The sequence below is a fragment of the Heliophilum fasciatum genome, from assembly GCF_004341395.1.
GTDB lineage: Bacteria > Bacillota > Desulfitobacteriia > Heliobacteriales > Heliobacteriaceae > Heliophilum > Heliophilum fasciatum.
Genome location: NZ_SLXT01000028.1, coordinates 13,454 through 29,652 on the forward strand (window position 1 = coordinate 13,454; position 16,199 = coordinate 29,652).

The window sequence follows — 16,199 nt, forward strand, 5'->3', positions numbered from 1 at the left end:
CCGGTGATACAATGCCAAGGGACTAAAAAGCTTGAAAACGTAAGGTTTCCGCTTGCCACAGGAAGCGGTGATTTTTCGTTTCTTGTGACTCGGTTTGATAGGCTGTGGGCATCGTCTTGGGATCGCCTTCGGCGACATAGCGGGTAGTTTTTTGGGTGACAACGATTTCGCCGGGGGTCGGGAAGGTGATCTGGCTTTCCTCGGTGACGCGGCGCCAGTTTTTGGCGTCAGGGTTATCCCAGGCTTCGTGCCAGTAGTAATCGCTTTGCTGAACATGGGCGAAGATTTGTTCCAGCAAATGCTGATCGTTGAGGCGGAAGATCCGTGCCCAGGTAGTTTGTTCGAACCCGCCCAGTTGATTGTCATAATAATCGCGAACCAGAATCGCTTGCTGTGGCAGATCGGGCAAGGCAATGCCTTCGATTTGTTTTATCGTCGCCAGATCTTTGGACACAGCGAGAAGTTGGCCGGATTTTTGATCAAACAGGGCGAGGAATCCGCGATTTTTGCCGACGGTGATCCCGAGCACGTCGGCCGGTTGACCGTTCGGGGTGGCGGCAATGGTGGCGCGGATGATGTCGATGGGGCGTTCGTCGGTCCACCCTTTGGCTTGTAGCGCCAGCCGGATTTGCTCCTGTTCACGACTGACGATCAGGGCCGGCGAAGTCGTGCGCGCCGGTTCGCTGAGCAGCCACAAGCAATAAAGGCTGATGATCAAGCCGGAAAGCGCGATGAGGCGCCGTTGCAAGGTTGACAAAGTTGAGCACCTCCTCCGTGACATTCATTTTGTTGTTGTAATATCATACGATGTCCCGGAAAGGGCTAGACCGGACCGAGCTTCCACGCATGAAAAAGAGTGAAGGTCAATCCTTTCGCAGAATTTTTGAGTGAGTAAGCAGGAAATTCTTTTTATAGAGCGTATCTATAAAATGACATGCCTAATCTAGCGGCAATTATCACTATTCTGATTTGTTTAAATGCATGGATTTGAATGCCAAAAGAAGGTATTGCTGAACAATCATTAAGAGAAGGAGAGACTGCTGTTGCGTGAAGTCGTTATCGTAAGTGCTGTACGTACACCTGTCGGTAAATTTGGTGGAGGCCTAGCCTCCTTGAAGGCGATAGACTTAGGCGCGATCGCGATCAAGGAAGCGGTACAACGAAGCGGACTGGCCCCGGAAGAGATTGATTATGTCTATATGGGGCAAGTCCTCCAAGGTGGTTGTGGACAGATCCCTTCACGACAAGCAGCTCGCTTGGCCGGGATTCCTTGGGAAACGCCTTCGCTTACAGTGAATAAAGTTTGTGCCAGTGGTATGATTTCTGTGGCCTTGGCCGCTAAAATGATTGCTTTCGGTGAAATCGATCGCGCTGTGGCTGGTGGCATGGAAAGCATGAGCCAAGCGCCTTATATCCTGCCGCAAGCCCGTTGGGGGCAGCGGATGTTCAACGGTCAAATGGTTGATTTGATGGTCCATGACGGCCTTTGGTGTTCGTTCTATGATCGCCATATGGTTTTGCATGGATCGGAAGTCGCCAAAGAGCTCGGCATATCGCGGGAGCAGCAAGATGAATGGGCTTGCATTTCACAGGATCGGGCGCAAGCCGCCATCGCTGCCGGCCGTTTGCAAGATGAGATTGTACCGGTGAAAATACCCGGCAAAAAAGGTCAGGAAACGGTCATCGACAAAGATGAGCAGCCGCGGGCAGGCACCACGATGGAAGGGTTAGCCAAGTTGCCGCCGCTGTTTGATAAGCAAGGAACCGTTACGGCCGGGAATGCGCCCAGCGTCAACGACGGTGCCGGCGCACTTGTATTGATGACTCGGGAAGAAGCACTGGCACGCGGGCTGAAACCCTTAGCTACATTTGTTGGCCATGCTGAGGTGGCCCTGGAGGCCAAATACCTGGCCAAATCGCCGGGACTGGCCATTAATAAGCTGCTCAACCGTCATGGTTTAACCGTTGATGCGATCGATCGTTTTGAAGTTAATGAAGCCTTTGCCTCGGTTGTCCTGGGCAGTCAACAAATCGCCGGGTATGACATGAGCAAAGTCAACGTTAATGGCGGCGCTATCGCTTTCGGCCATCCGATCGGTGCCAGCGGTGCACGCATCTTGGCCAGCTTGGTCCATGAATTGCAACGTCGTGGCGGCGGGACCGGTGTGGCCGCTATCTGCAGCGGTGCTGCACAAGGCGATGCCATCTTGCTGCGAGTGGAGTAACAAGGCTACGGCCGCATCGTTGCCATCGATTCTCAAGGACTATCCATAACTTTTTAAGGAGGAAATGCGATGAACATCGTTGTTTTAATAAAGCAGACCTTTGATACGGAAGCCAAAATCGCGATTAAAGAAGGAAAAATCGTTGCCGACGGGGTAACGCAGATCATCAACCCCTATGATGAATTTGCTTTGGAAGAAGCCTTGCGGATCAAAGAAAAATCCGGCGGTGACGTCCTGGTCGTTTCGGCCGGCGGTGAGAAAGTCAAAGAAGCGCTGCGTTCGGCCCTGGCCATGGGTGCCGATCGGGCGCTGCTGGTAGAAACCGAAGGAGCCGCCGTTGACGAAGGGATCGTCGCTTCGGCGCTGGCCAAAGCCATTTCCGGCCTGTCCTATAATCTGGTGCTGAGCGGTTGGAAAGCGATCGATGATAACTCGGCACAAGTGGGCGGCCGTGTGGCCGAGACCTTGGGCTTACCGCAAGTCAATGTGGTGACGCAATTGACGATTGAAGACGGGAAAGCGCTGGCTGTTCGTGAAGTGGAAGGCGGAACGGAAACGGTGGAAGTTCCCCTGCCGGCGTTGATCACCGCCCAACGTGGCCTTAACGAGCCTCGTTATCCCAATATGCGCGGCATCATGCAAGCCAAGAAAAAAGAATTGAAAGTAGTAACCTTATCGGAACTCGGCGTCAGCGGAGCTCCGCAAGTCGCTGTCAAAAACGTCGTTTTACCGCCGGCAAAGCAAGCAGGCAAGCTTTTCCGTGACGATGTAGCCACATCGGTGGCCCAACTGGTACAAGCGCTTCGCAACGAAGCGAAAGTGATATAAGGGGGAAGAACCATGGCAAAGGTTTGGGTTGTTGTTGAAGCAAAAGAAGGACAAATCAAAAAAGTTACATATGAAATGATCGGCTTGGCCTCCCAACTGGGTGAGGTAGAAGCCGTCGTAGTCGGCAGCGGCGTTAAAGACCTGGCACCGGGCCTGGGCGCTTATGGTGTCGGTAAAGTCTATGTGGTCGATCAGCCGGAACTGGCCGAGTACACAACAGCCCGTTATACGCGGGTACTGGCTGAATTGATCGGCCAAGAGCAACCGGCAAAAGTGCTGATTGCCAATACGGCGCAAGGACGGGATTTTGCACCGCGCGTCGCCCAACGCCTGGGTCTCGGTCAAATCAGCGATGTTACCGGCTATGAGCAAGGGCAGTTTGTCCGCCCCATTTACTCCGGCAAAGCCTTGGCTCAAGCGGAAGCGGTAGCAGCGCAAGCGATCATCACCGTTCGCCCCAACGTATTCAACGCTGTATCGGCCGGTGCCGGTACGGCCGAAGTAGTGGAACGCACCGTGGCGCTGCAACCGAATGACTTGCTGGAAGTCGTTCGCGAAGTGGCCAAACAAGTATCGGTTCGTCCGGAATTGACGGAAGCGAATATCATCTGTTCCGGTGGACGTGGTTTGAAAGAACCGGCCAACTTCAAGCTGATTGAAGACTTGGCCGATGTGCTTGGTGCTGCTGTGGGTGCTTCTCGGGCGGCCGTTGATGCCGGCTGGCGTCATCACAGCTTCCAAGTGGGGCAAACCGGTAAAACGGTTTCGCCGCAAGTGTACTTTGCGATCGGTATCTCCGGCGCGATTCAGCACTTGGCCGGGATGGGCAGTTCCAAAGTGATCGTGGCCATCAACAAAGATCCCGAAGCGAACATCTTCAAGGTTGCCGATTACGGTATTGTCGGTGATCTGTTTGAAGTGGTGCCTGTGTTGACAGAAGAACTGCGCAAGGCACTGGCATAATGAATCAGAAAAGAGGATCAGAATGAGCGGGTTAGCACAACGGGAACTGTTCTGGAACGTTCCCCTTCCCCTCAAGGGAGCGCTGTACTTATCAGCGCTCCTGGCTTTTGCGGTATTTGCTTATGGCATTTATCAACACTACCAGCGCTGGCAAGTGGGAAAACCGGAGAAGCGTCCCGGTGATCTGGGCCGGATGCTCCAAGAAATATTGCTGCACCGTCGCTTGCTTCAAGACAAACTGCCGGGCTTGATGCATTTAGGTTTGTTTTGGGGTTTTTTGGTTCTTTTCGTGACTACGGTAGTTATCGCCATTCAGGAATACCTGAGAATCCCTGTGTTTTCCGGCGGTGGCTATAAATTCTTCAGCCTCATCGCCGATATCGGTGGCATGACCGTCATCATCGGTGTGGTGATTGCCTTTACCCGACGCTATCTCAGCAAAGCACCTGGGTTAGACAACCGTACCGATGATGGGATTGCGCTGCTGCTGATCATGCTCATCGCCCTTACCGGATACTTTACCGAAGCGATCCGGATCGCTGCGGTGGGTGAAACCGCGCCGGCCTTCTCGCCGATCGGTGTAGCGATGGCGGCTTTCTTTAAGGGAATGTCCGACCAGGGATTACGCGGTGCCCACCAAGGTATCTGGGCCGTGCACATGCTGGCTTCGATGGCCATGGTGGCGTACATCCCCTACTCAAAACTCATCCACATGGTGACGGGGCCGACGAATCAGTATTATGCCAATCCCCAAAGTGCTCAGACTTTCCCCTTGATCGATCTGGAAGCGGAAGATGCCGAGAGCTTTGGCGTCAGCAAGATCGATGAGTATACGGAAAAGCAACTCCTCGATCTCGATGCTTGCACCCGCTGTGGCCGTTGTCAGGAACAATGTCCGGCCCACTTGACGGGCAAGCCCCTTTCGCCGAAAAAGATGACCCAAGATCTCAAGGTTGTCTTTGAAGAGCGGCTTAAAGCGCCGAAACCGTTGGCCGCCGGTGAAGCTGCTGTCGAAGCGGCCGCTGCTGATGATGCGGCAGAAGAACGCCCGCTGATCGGTGGTGTCATCGAAGAAGAGGCCATCTGGGCATGTACAACCTGCCGGGCTTGCCAGGAAGCTTGTCCGGTCTATGTAGAGCATATCCCGAAAACGCTGGAACTGCGGCGCAATCTGGTGCTGATGGACAGCGCTTTCCCGCCAGAAGTGCAAACGACTTTCCGCAACATGGAAAACAACGGCAACCCCTGGGGCCTGGGCTGGTCCAAACGGGCGGACTGGGCGGACGGCCTCGATGTGCCCTTGATGAGCGACGTGGAAGATCCCGAGAATGTGGAATACTTGTTTTGGGTGAGTTGCTTTGGCTCCTTTGATGAGCGGGCCAAGAAAATCTCCCGTTCCGTTGTGTCGATTCTGCAAGCCGCCGGTGTGCGCTTTGCGATTTTAGGCACGGAAGAAAAATGCTGTGGCGATGATGCGCGGCGCATCGGCAACGAGTACTTGTTCCAGATGATGGCTATGGAGAACATCGAAGTGCTCAATGGCTATGGTGTCAAGAAAATCGTGACGATTTGCCCGCACTGTTTCAACTCGCTGCGCCACGACTATCCGCAGTTGGGCGGCAACTATGAAGTAGTGCATCATACGGAGTTGATTGCTTCCCTCTTAAAAGCAGGACGCATCGCCATTGATGAGAAGCTGAAAAAGAAAGTAACTTACCATGATTCCTGTTACATTGGTCGTTACAATCGCATTTTTGATGAGCCTCGTCAAATTCTGCAAGCCGTCGGGGCCGAACTCCATGAAATGCCTCGCCATGGCACACAGTCCTTCTGCTGTGGTGCCGGTGGTGGACGGATGTGGATGGAAGAAACGATCGGCGACCGGATTAACATCACGCGCAGCCGGGAAGCGCTGGCGCTGCAACCGGAAGCGATCGTCGTCAACTGTCCGAACTGTTTGACCATGTTAACTGATGGTGTGAAAGCTGACGGTAAACTTGATGAGGTAGCGGTGCTTGATATTGCTGAGTTGGTTGCGCCGGCATTAAAAAGGTGATGAAATGAAGAAAAAAGTGACGCCGCAGGTGATACCGATCATCTTGCCGACACCGTACCAGGTAGGCGACGTGGTGATCTATTTGATCGTCGATGAGCAGGTAGTATTGATCGATACGGGACCACCGACGGAAGAAGCGCTCGCGGCGTTGCGCCGGCAGCTACAGGATCAGGGATTGCAATTATCCGATCTCGATGCTGTTCTTGTTACTCATCATCATCCGGATCATCTGGGCTTAGCACCGGTAATTGCGCAGGAGACCGGTTTAAAAATCGGTCTCCACCCGCTGGAATTGTACAGTCAACACCAGGAAACCGGTGAACCCTATCATATCTTTCCCGATTGGGGATTGCCTCCCGGCTTCGCGCAGAAGATGGAAAAGCAGTTTCGGGCGATGACACGCATGAAGGAGCCCCTCGATCCGTCCATGGTGGCATCGCTTACGGATAGGCAAGTGATCGATACGGGAACTTATCAGATCGCTGTGCGGCATTTTCCGGGGCACACGATGGGTCATGTGCTTTTTTATGAACCGGCGGAAAAGTGGTTGATCAGCGGTGATTTTCTTTTAGAGAAATTCATGCCCAATCCCATGAGTTTTCAAATGGGTGATCAGCGAATTGCCACCTTACCGCTCTATTTTGAAAGCTTACGCTGTCTTTCCAAGATGGATATCACCACCGTCTTCCCGGGCCATGGGCGGGCGTTTCCTTATTCACGAACCTTCATTGGCAATATCCTGGAGCACTATCGCAAGCGTAGCATTGAAATCCTGCAAATTTTGCAGATCATCGACAAGGGAACGACTTTTGAGGTGGCCCAACGGCTTTATCCCCGTGGGTTTGAACGTGAGGCTTTTCTGGTGCTCAGTAAAGTTTTAGGCTGTTTGGATCTACTGGAGCGGCAAGGAATTGTCGTTAAGGACCATGATTGGGCGTACCATATCGACCCGGAGGCCGATGCCGTTTTTATGGCTGATTTTTTACCGATGATTCCGTGAACTGACGTCGATTCCGCGAACCGATGTTGATTCGCTTGACCGTGTCGATTCGGTGAAGCGATGTTGTGCAAAAAACCTTCCGAAGTAAAGGGAAGGTTTTTTGCTCTTTAAACTATGTATTGACTTTTGGTAAAATAGCGTCATTAGTTATGGAGGGATGAAAGGATGCTCGTAGATTATCATGTGCACGGGCTGGGACATGCTACGTCTAAGCACACCCTGGACGAAGTATCGGCCTATTTAGAAACGGCACGGCAACGGGGCGTTGCCCAAGTGGGCTTTGCCGATCATGATCGCTATATTGACGACTACAATGTACAAGCTATCCGTGAGGCCGCAAAAAATTATCCCGATGTGCAAGTGCGTATCGGCGTGGAAATCGATTATGTTCGTGGTGCGGAAGCGCAATTTCGTTCGTTAATCAGCCGTTATCCTTTTGATTTTGTCATCGGTTCGGTCCACAAGATCAACGATTGGGATTTTGATTCGGTCGCTCAGATGGACCGCTATGAGAATTGGGAAAAGGATGAACTGTACCGCCAATATTTTTTGCGCATTGAAGAAGTGGCCAAAATGGGGATCTTTAGCTTTATCGGTCATCTTGACTTGATCAAGATTTTCAAAGTGCGCAGCACGAAACCGGTCGTGGAGATGGCTGAACAGGCATTGCAAACGATCCGGCAAGCCGGTTTGCCTTGTGAGATCAATACGAATGGATTGAACAAGCCGGTGCAGGAGACCTATCCGGAACGCTCTTTATTGGAACGCTGTTTTGAACTGGGGATTCCCATTACCTTGAGCTCAGATGCCCATTTTGCTCACGAAGTGGGCCGTGATCTGGAGTTGGCCCGTGAACTGGCCTGGTCTGTCGGTTATCGACAAGTCGCGACATTCAATCAAGGCAAGATGATTTTGGAAAATTTATAATCCATTCTAGGCACAATTGCCGGAATCATAGAATGATGGTGGAGGTAAGAACCATGAATGTTTATGATGCAGCCCATCAACTGGCCCGAGCGATCAAACAAAGTTCGGAGTACACAGGCTATGCAGCGGCCAAAGCGAAGGTAGACGGTCAAGAAGGAACTGCCAAAATGCTGAGCGATCTGCGAGCCAAGCAATGGGAACTGCAAGAATTGCGTATGAAAGGGCAAGAACCGACGGCAGAGCAAATGGCTGCTCTGCAGAAAATGGCAGAGTTGGTCAGTCACAGCCCGACGTTGCAGGAGTTCTTAAATGCTGAATACCGCTTTGGTCAAATGGTGGAAGATGTGCAAAAGATCATGGGTGATGCGATTCGTGATCTCTTGCCGCAAGCAGAAGAAGCATAAGCATTTTTGTGATTACGATCATACCAAGGCAAGGTCAAGCACGGTCGGGATATCGTAAAGAGGAGGTTCGCCCGTGCGTTTGTATGTTTCGGTTGATCTTGAAGGAGTTGCCGGTGTTGTTGCACCGGCTCATTTATTGTCTGGCGATGCCTACCGGCAAGCCTGTGAGTGGATGACGGAAGAAACGGTGGCCGTCATCGAAGGAGCGCGCCTGGGTGGCGCAACGGAGATTATCATTAATGATGCGCATGAACAAATGATCAATCTCCGGTTGGATCGGCTGCCTGACGGGGTCGAAGTGATCACTGGTCGCCCCAAGGCCTATGGGATGATGGCTGGGATCGATCACGGATTTGATGTTGCTTTTTTTCTCGGTTATCACGGTCGCCAAGGGTCACCGTCGGTACTTTGCCACAGCTACAGTTCGTCTACGATTGCTCGCTTGCAACTTAATGGTCAAGAAATTGGTGAGTTTACGTTGAATGCGCTTTTGGCTGATCATTTTGGTGTACCGGTAGGACTGGTTTCAGGCGATCAATGGTTGGCGGAAGAAATCCGTACAGGGTGGTCGGGCTTGGAGTTGGTTATGGTGAAGCAAGCCATGGGGCGTCAGGCCGCCAAGACCTTATTGCCCTGCGATGCTCGTAAGCGCTTGCGCCAAGCGGCCCAGCGGGTTACCGAGGCTTGGTGCGCCGGGAAGCGATGGGAAAAGCCAAAAAATTGGACAGCGCCGTGGCAGTTGCAGGTTGATTTTTTTTCCCCGGCCATGGCGCAAGTGGTGGCTTGGATGCCCCTTGTCCGGCAGCACGGTGAGAATTCGGTGCAGCTGGTCATGGATGATCTGGCGACGCTGTTTCGGGCCTGGCAAGCGATCCTGACCTTAGCCGGTGCGTTAAAAAACTGAGTCTTGACAATCGAGCCCCGCTTATCATACACTTGTAATAATAATACTTATTCCTTGTAGTGGGTTTTGTAGTAAATAGACGCAATCATGCAACGATTCAGGGGAGGGGAACGCCGTGGCTGCCTCACGGATGACACGACAAAAGGCGTTGGTCTTAGAGATTGTTCAAGGTACAACGGTACATCCGACGGCCGATTGGGTTTATCAAGAAGCACGTCGCTCAATTCCCGACATCAGTCTCGGTACGGTTTATCGTAACTTAAATGCGTTGGCTGCCCAGGGCATGATCCGGGAAATGAATTATGCCGGTGATTGTTCGCGTTATGATGGGAATATGGCGGATCATTATCATTTTGTTTGCGTGCACTGTCATCAGGTCTATGATTTGTTTGAAGTTCCCTTGTTGACTGTGGACCAACAGGTGTTCGTGACGAGTGGCCATGAGGTCTACGGCCACCGGGTTGAATTCTGTGGCAAATGTGCCCAATGTAGTGCCTCGGAAAAGCAGGAAGTAGCATCGTGCGTCGAGAATTAATCCTCGACGCCTTTTTTTACACAACTTTATCCTAAAGGCTGGGGGAATTTGCTATAATTGAAGTTGGCGAACGACTTAGGATACGGAGGGGTAACAATGGGGATGCGTTTAGCTCGCGGTTATGGGGATGATTGCTTAGCTGTCATGGTACGGGATCCTTATCAAATCTACATCTACTGGACTTTGACAGAAGAAACAAAGCAAAAAAATGCTAAGATCTGGGCAGTCGGTACGGAAGTGGTTTACCAGCTTCGGGTACTGCAGACAGATCCGGAAGCCCCAGAACGTACGACCGTTGAGTATCAAGCCGATCTCCCACCTGAAGCAACAGGATGGTATATTTCTGGGTTGACGCCGGGGAGAGCTTATGGTGTCCAACTGGGCGTGATTGATGAGCGTGGCCAGTTTGTGGCGATGCTTGATTCAGGAGTGCTGCAGTTGCCGCCGGTAACGATCATCGAATTGGATGAAGCGGAACGGGAGCGCCGTCAGGGAGAAGCCTTGCGGGCAACAGCTTCCACTGCTGTGGATGTCCGGCGGATTGCCGGAGGGCCGGCACCGGTGGAAAATGATCCCTTTACCAAGGATGAAGTGGCTGCTTTGAACCTTGATCAACCGGGATATGCCAGCGATAAAAGGGGGACCCAAGCGTGATCCATAAAGGGTATTGGGCACTGGTGTTGCATGCCCATTTACCGTATGTGCGCCACCCGGAGTTGCCGGAGTTTATGGAAGAACGGTGGCTCTTCGAAGCACTTACTGAATGTTATTTACCGATGACTGAAGGCTGGCAGCGACTGCGTGATGAAGGCCTTGACTATTGCCTGACGTGGTCTGTTTCTCCGCCCTTGGCGGCCATGCTGACCGATCAACTTTTGCAGAATCGCTATTTGCGCCATTTAGATAAACTTTTGATCTTGGCCGACAACGAATGCAAGCGAACGCAAGGGGACCCGGACTTTGCACCGGTAGCCCGGATGTACCGGGAGAAGCTGGAAAAGGCCCGGGCTATTTATCGCGATCAATGGGGATGCCAGATTACGGAGGCCTGGCGCTCCTTGGCAGACAGCGGCCATCTCGATCTCTGGACTTGTTCGGCAACGCATTGCTTTTTACCCTATGCCAGTGAGGCTTCTTGGCGAGCGCAGATTCACACCGGTGTGAAGAATCATCAGCGCGTTTTCGGCAGCATGCCTCGTGGTTTTTGGTTGCCTGAGTGTGCCTATACGCCGGGCGTAGAACGTATCCTGGCGGAAGCCGGTGTGGAATGCTTTATGGTCGACACTGGTACTTTTCAGCGCGCACGGCCGACAACCGCCAATATCTATGAGCCGCTGCATATCGGCCATGGTGTTTCGGCTTTTGCGCGTGATCCGGAAACGGGACGGCAGGTTTGGGATAAATCTTCCGGTTACCCCGGTGATTATGACTATCGTGAATTTTATCGGGACATTGGCTTTGATTTGCCTTATGAAGATGTAGCGCCCTTTTTAGCCAGTGAAGTGCGCAGTGATACCGGTTTCAAATACTACCGGATTACCGGCAAAGGCGATCACAAGGAACCCTACAACCCGGAATGGGCACGCGGTAAGATCCAGCAACATGCGGATAACTTTGTCTTTAACCGCCATGCTCAGATTGCCCACTGGCATGGTGTAATGGGCAAACCACCGATTGTAGTTTCTCCTTATGATGCGGAACTGTTCGGCCACTGGTGGTATGAAGGACCTGATTTCGTCGAGGCCGTACTGCGGCGGGTCGCATCGAATCCCGAGGGACCACTGGGGTTAACGACGCCCTACCGGTACAAGCAAACCTTCGGTCAAGGGCCTGACGGTCAGATCTCGTTCTCAACGTGGGGGGAAGATGGTTTCGGTAAGGTATGGTTAAGCCCGGTCAATGACTTTATCTATCCGTACCTGCACCGGGCAGAGCGGGAAATGGTGATCTTGGCGGAGAGTTATCCCGATGCTCAAGGTGAAGTCGCCCGCTGCCTTAATCAAACAGCGCTGGAATTGATGCTGGCGCAGTCTTCCGACTGGGCGTTTATCTTATATACAGGGACGACGACGGAATACGCCAAGCGGCGGATGAAAGAGCATTATGATCTGTTCTGGAAACTGGCCCGCTCACTGCGCCAGGGTAAGGTCGATCTGACAACGCTCGTGCATGCGGAGTGGAAACATCCGATTTTCCCCGATGTGGATTACCGGCACTACATTGGATTACAGACAGCGACGGTGCCCCGGCGCTTAGCGCCCGGTCCCGGGCTCGGGGCCGTCAAAGGCCCCGTATGGATGTTATCCTGGGAATATCCGCCGCGCGTGATGGGGGGACTCGGTCGCCACGTCTATGACTTGAGCCAAACGCTGGTCGAACAAGGTGTGCCTGTTCGTGTCTTTACTTGTGCTGTCGAAGGTTGTCCCGAATTTGAATGGGTCAACGGTGTGGCGCTTCACCGCTTGCCGGTGCCGGGACGCCCCATGTCCGACGACTTTTTAGGATGGGTCTGGCGCATGAATTTTGCCTTATTGGAAGGCATGATGGCTCAGATCGGTGAAGAAACACCGGCCGTCGTGCACGCCCATGACTGGCTGGTGGCGATGGCGGCGAAAGAGTTCCAGCGCTTATCGAACCGCCCCATGGTGGCGACGATTCATGCCACCGAGCATGGGCGCCAACGCGGTATTCATACGGAACTGCAGCGCTACATTCATGGGGTGGAAACGGAACTGGTCAAAATCGCCGATGAAGTTATCGCTTGTTCCGACTATATGGCCCGGGAAATCTCTACCCTGTTTGACGTGCCCATACCGGTGATTTATGCGATCCCCAATGGGGTCGACCCGAAAGCGATTGTGCCCACACCGGGTCGGGGGCGGAGAATGGATGATTTTAAACAACCCGGTGAAGAAGTGATTTTCTATGTCGGGCGCCTGGTTTCGGAAAAAGGTGTGCAGGTATTGATTGAAGCGATGCCGCAGATCTTAGCTCACCGTCCCAAAGCACGCTTGCTGATTGCCGGCAAGGGCCCGATGGATCAGGAGTTGCGCAGCCGTGCTTATCACTTAGGTGTGGCCCATCAAGTGACCTTTGCCGGCTTTGTCGATGATGATACGCGCAATCAGTTGTTGAACAACGCTGATGTGGCTGTATTTCCCAGCTTGTATGAGCCTTTTGGCATCGTCGCGCTGGAAGCGATGGCGGCGAAGGTGCCGGTGGTGGTCAGCGATACCGGTGGCCTCGGAGAAATCATCCAGACCGGTAAAAATGGCTGGAAAGTTCCGCCCGGCGATGCCGGGGCGCTGGCCCATGGCATTGTCACAGTATTATCGGAACCCTTGAAAGCAAAACATATGACTGATGAGGCGCTGCGCCAAGTTCGCCTGATCTATGCCTGGGATGCCATTGCTGATCAAACGGCGCAGGTTTATGCACAGGCGATTGCCAAAGCGGATGGCGAGCCGAATGTGCAAGAAGAGCAATTGTTGGCAATGTAAGCACTTTCTTGACCGATCAAGGTTCATCAAACAGATCGCGATGGAGCTAGATGAACGGAGGGACAGGTCATGCTGAAGGGCCAGAACCGGCTTTCGCGACGTACATTGCTCACAGGGTTAGGCGTGCTCGGTATTGCCGGATGGAGTGGCTATCAACTCATGGCCGAGGAATCGACGGCGGCGATCCTACCGGCGATGCAACGGGGAAAGGTATCATCGCCGGTGCTCTTTGATCGTCAACGCCTGATGCAGCATATCGCGATGCTGGCTCAGCCTGAATGGAACGGACGGATGGCCGGCTCATCGGGTGAAGCAAAAGCCGGTGAGTACATTGCTCGTGAGTGGCAGCGCTATGGGCTGCAACCGGCAGGTGAAGGGGGAACGTTTTTTCAATCGTTTCCCCTTCCTGTACTGACCTTGACTTCGGCCGGTGGGCGGATGCGCCTGGCTGCCGGCGGAGTGAGCGATAAAAAAGGAGATAATTTGCTGGCGTTGGTACCGGGACGGCACCCGGAGAAGTGGCAAGAGTTGGTTGTTGTGTCTTGTCACTATGACCATCTGGGGCGATGGGGCAATGATCTCTATCCGGGAGCCAACGACAATGCCAGTGGTGTCGCTGTTGTCCTGGAATTAGCCCGGCGCATGGTGCAAAAGCCACCGAAACGGACGGTGGCTTTTTTGGCGTTTTCCGGTGAAGAAGCCGGATTAATTGGGTCGCGCTATTTTGTGGCCCATCCTACGTTGGCGCTAGAGCAGGTCGTGGCTGTGCTGAATCTGGACTCCATCGGCAACTTCACTGAGGAATATACCTATTGGGCGCCGGAGAGTTTACCCTGGCGATCGCTCTTGACGGATCACGCTGAAGCGGTAGGAATTCGCCTTACCGAAGCGGCGATGAATGGACATGCCAGTGATCATCTTGCCTTTGTAGAACAAGGGATCCCCGCCGTGACTGTTCTGGCGGCCAATTGGTTAGAACACAACCACACCCCTCGCGATCTTCCGGAGCACGTTGATCCGGAAGGGATCATGACGATCGCCCGATGGGCTTGGCAAGTGATCATGGAGTTAGCAGAGGGAGCTCGATGATGATGCAAAATTCGAAGTTCAACAAGCAGAACCCGTGGATTGTTGGCATTACCGGTGCTAGTGGCGCTCCCTATGCAGTCCGGTTGCTGGAGGTACTCAAAGCAGCGGCCATCTGTCCTCATCTGGTTGTTTCTGCCGCCGGTGAACGGGTCATTGCCGAAGAGACGGGCCTGACGATGGGACAACTGGCTGAAGGATGCGTCCTTTATGATCAACAAGATGTCGGCGGAGCGATTGCTTCCGGTTCTTTTCCGGCGACGGGGATGATCATTATTCCTTGTTCGATGCATACGGTCGCTGCTGTGGCCCATGGTTTGGCTGATAATTTGCTGACCCGAGCCGCCGATGTGACACTCAAAGAAGGGCGTCCGCTGATTGTCGTGCCCCGGGAAACGCCGTTCAATTTGATTCATCTGGAGAATCTCGTTGGTCTGGCGCGAGCAGGAGCACGGGTTGTTCCGGCTATGCCGGCTTTTTATCATGGTCCGGAAAAGATGCAAGATCTGATCGACTTTGTGATCGGTAAGGTGCTCGATCAAGCTGGAATTGACCATCAACTTTTTCGCCGCTGGGGCCTTTGAGGCATCCGGATTTTCCTATTTTAATATGATGAAAAAGAACAATGCCGGTCCAAATAAGTAGGACCGGCATTGTTTTTTTGATATTTGCCAATTTTATCTTTTATTTTAGCAGGAGAAGAGTAGTAGATGTGGAATCATAGTGGGGTGTTAGTGTATGATTGTGGGTAAAAGTGGTGGAACACACCATGTTTATAGGCGAATATCTCCATACGATGGATAGTAAGGGCCGGTTGTTTATACCGGCCAAATTCCGTGAAGCCCTTGGTGAGGTTATGGTGGCCACCAAAGGGCTTGATGGTTGCTTATGTATCTATCCCATGGATGAATGGCAGCAGGTAGCGGACAAATTAAAAAAGCTGCCCTTTACTCGGGCCGATGCGCGGGCGTTTCAACGCTTTGTTTTTTCCGGTGCCACGGAATGTGAGCTCGATAAGCAAGGGCGGATTTTGCTGGCGCCATCATTGCGTGATTATGCCGGCTTGACCAAAGATGTCATCGTCATCGGTGTTTCTACACGGGTGGAAGTCTGGGATGTAGAACGATGGCAAGAATATAACGGACAAACAGCAGAACGCTTTGAAGATGTTGCCGAAAACCTGATCGATTTCGAACTATAACTCGAACTATAGATTTTAATGAAAGAACAGGAGGTTGGATTATGGGTTTTCATCATGTACCGGTGTTATTGGCGGAGGTGTTAACCTATCTGGCGCCGCGCCAGGGCGGACGGTACATGGATGGTACAGTCGGTGGTGCTGGGCACAGTGCGGCTATTTTAAAGGAAGCGGGAGCGCAGGCGCACCTCATTGGTTTCGATCAAGATCCCCGGGCACTGGCTGCGGCAGAGCAGCGGTTACAACCCTATGGTGGGCAAGTTACGCTGGTCCATGAGAATTTTCGTCGTTTGCGCCAAGTGGCTGAGCAACTGGATGTGGTCGGCAAAGTTGATGGGATTCTTCTCGATTTAGGAGTATCTTCGCACCAGTTGGATGAAGTGGATCGGGGATTCATGTACCGGATGGATGCCCCTTTAGACATGCGGATGAATCCCCAAGGCGCACTGACGGCGGCGCAGATCGTCAATACCTATCCGAGTCCGTCCAGGAACCCAATGGAACCAAGTATGGTATCCGTTGAAACCGTGTTTTTTCCAAATTAATCAAGAAAATAGCCGCAAACCGTACCGT

The 16,199-nt window shown here is 52.7% G+C and carries 16 protein-coding genes; 15 read left to right on the top strand and 1 reads right to left on the bottom strand.

Translation table 11 applies throughout. The features are described 5' to 3' along the window. Nucleotides 1–22: 22 nt before the first annotated feature. On the bottom strand, nucleotides 23–757 hold the full coding sequence (locus EDD73_RS12260) for a hypothetical protein (RefSeq protein WP_131920381.1): 735 nt from the start codon (nucleotides 755–757) through the stop codon (nucleotides 23–25). Between the two features lie 286 nt (nucleotides 758–1,043). Here EDD73_RS12260 and EDD73_RS12265 point away from each other — a divergent pair, with 286 nt between their 5' ends. From EDD73_RS12265 to rsmH, 15 genes are all read left to right on the top strand, one after another. Continuing rightward, nucleotides 1,044–2,225: an acetyl-CoA C-acetyltransferase gene (locus EDD73_RS12265; RefSeq protein ID WP_131920383.1), complete on the top strand. Its 1,182-nt coding sequence runs from the start codon at nucleotides 1,044–1,046 to the stop codon at nucleotides 2,223–2,225. A 69-nt stretch (nucleotides 2,226–2,294) separates the two neighbouring features. Next, entirely contained in the window at nucleotides 2,295–3,053 is a 759-nt protein-coding gene (locus EDD73_RS12270; protein ID WP_131920385.1) for an electron transfer flavoprotein subunit beta/FixA family protein, read from the top strand. A 12-nt stretch (nucleotides 3,054–3,065) separates the two neighbouring features. Then, on the top strand, nucleotides 3,066–4,016 hold the full coding sequence (locus EDD73_RS12275) for an electron transfer flavoprotein subunit alpha/FixB family protein (RefSeq protein ID WP_131920387.1): 951 nt from the start codon (nucleotides 3,066–3,068) through the stop codon (nucleotides 4,014–4,016). A 22-nt stretch (nucleotides 4,017–4,038) separates the two neighbouring features. Further along, nucleotides 4,039–6,072: a (Fe-S)-binding protein gene (locus EDD73_RS12280; protein WP_131920389.1), complete on the top strand. Its 2,034-nt coding sequence runs from the start codon at nucleotides 4,039–4,041 to the stop codon at nucleotides 6,070–6,072. A 4-nt stretch (nucleotides 6,073–6,076) separates the two neighbouring features. Then, a complete protein-coding gene (locus EDD73_RS12285) occupies nucleotides 6,077–7,072 on the top strand; it encodes an MBL fold metallo-hydrolase (protein ID WP_131920391.1) in 996 nt (331 codons plus the stop codon). A gap of 165 nt (nucleotides 7,073–7,237) precedes the next feature. Next, the gene (locus EDD73_RS12290; RefSeq protein WP_131920393.1) at nucleotides 7,238–7,999 is read left to right on the top strand and encodes a histidinol-phosphatase HisJ family protein; all 762 of its coding nucleotides are present in this window, start codon (nucleotides 7,238–7,240) and stop codon (nucleotides 7,997–7,999) included. 53 nt (nucleotides 8,000–8,052) lie between these two features. Then, entirely contained in the window at nucleotides 8,053–8,403 is a 351-nt protein-coding gene (locus EDD73_RS12295; RefSeq protein WP_165876503.1) for a YlbF family regulator, read from the top strand. Nucleotides 8,404–8,476: 73 nt separating this feature from the next. Continuing rightward, nucleotides 8,477–9,307: a M55 family metallopeptidase gene (locus EDD73_RS12300; protein ID WP_131920397.1), complete on the top strand. Its 831-nt coding sequence runs from the start codon at nucleotides 8,477–8,479 to the stop codon at nucleotides 9,305–9,307. 115 nt (nucleotides 9,308–9,422) lie between these two features. Then, the gene (locus EDD73_RS12305; protein ID WP_243116918.1) at nucleotides 9,423–9,842 is read left to right on the top strand and encodes a Fur family transcriptional regulator; all 420 of its coding nucleotides are present in this window, start codon (nucleotides 9,423–9,425) and stop codon (nucleotides 9,840–9,842) included. Nucleotides 9,843–9,938: 96 nt separating this feature from the next. Further along, nucleotides 9,939–10,496 carry a DUF4912 domain-containing protein gene (locus tag EDD73_RS12310; RefSeq protein ID WP_131920399.1) on the top strand — a complete coding sequence of 186 codons (558 nt, stop codon included), beginning with the start codon at nucleotides 9,939–9,941 and terminating at the stop codon, nucleotides 10,494–10,496. Continuing rightward, the gene (locus EDD73_RS12315; RefSeq protein WP_131920401.1) at nucleotides 10,493–13,342 is read left to right on the top strand and encodes a 1,4-alpha-glucan branching protein domain-containing protein; all 2,850 of its coding nucleotides are present in this window, start codon (nucleotides 10,493–10,495) and stop codon (nucleotides 13,340–13,342) included. The genes EDD73_RS12310 and EDD73_RS12315 overlap by 4 nt, the downstream gene beginning before the upstream one ends. A gap of 69 nt (nucleotides 13,343–13,411) precedes the next feature. Beyond that, a complete protein-coding gene (locus EDD73_RS12320) occupies nucleotides 13,412–14,431 on the top strand; it encodes a M28 family metallopeptidase (RefSeq protein ID WP_131920403.1) in 1,020 nt (339 codons plus the stop codon). Continuing rightward, nucleotides 14,431–15,012 carry a UbiX family flavin prenyltransferase gene (locus EDD73_RS12325; RefSeq protein ID WP_131920405.1) on the top strand — a complete coding sequence of 194 codons (582 nt, stop codon included), beginning with the start codon at nucleotides 14,431–14,433 and terminating at the stop codon, nucleotides 15,010–15,012. Before EDD73_RS12320 ends, EDD73_RS12325 begins: the two co-directional genes overlap by 1 nt. Nucleotides 15,013–15,197: 185 nt before the next feature. Next, the gene (gene mraZ / locus EDD73_RS12330) at nucleotides 15,198–15,629 is read left to right on the top strand and encodes a division/cell wall cluster transcriptional repressor MraZ (protein WP_131920407.1); all 432 of its coding nucleotides are present in this window, start codon (nucleotides 15,198–15,200) and stop codon (nucleotides 15,627–15,629) included. A 41-nt stretch (nucleotides 15,630–15,670) separates the two neighbouring features. After that, nucleotides 15,671–16,171, top strand: coding sequence for a 16S rRNA (cytosine(1402)-N(4))-methyltransferase RsmH (rsmH, locus tag EDD73_RS12335; RefSeq protein WP_131920409.1), 501 nt, complete (start codon nucleotides 15,671–15,673; stop codon nucleotides 16,169–16,171). Nucleotides 16,172–16,199 lie beyond the last annotated feature (28 nt).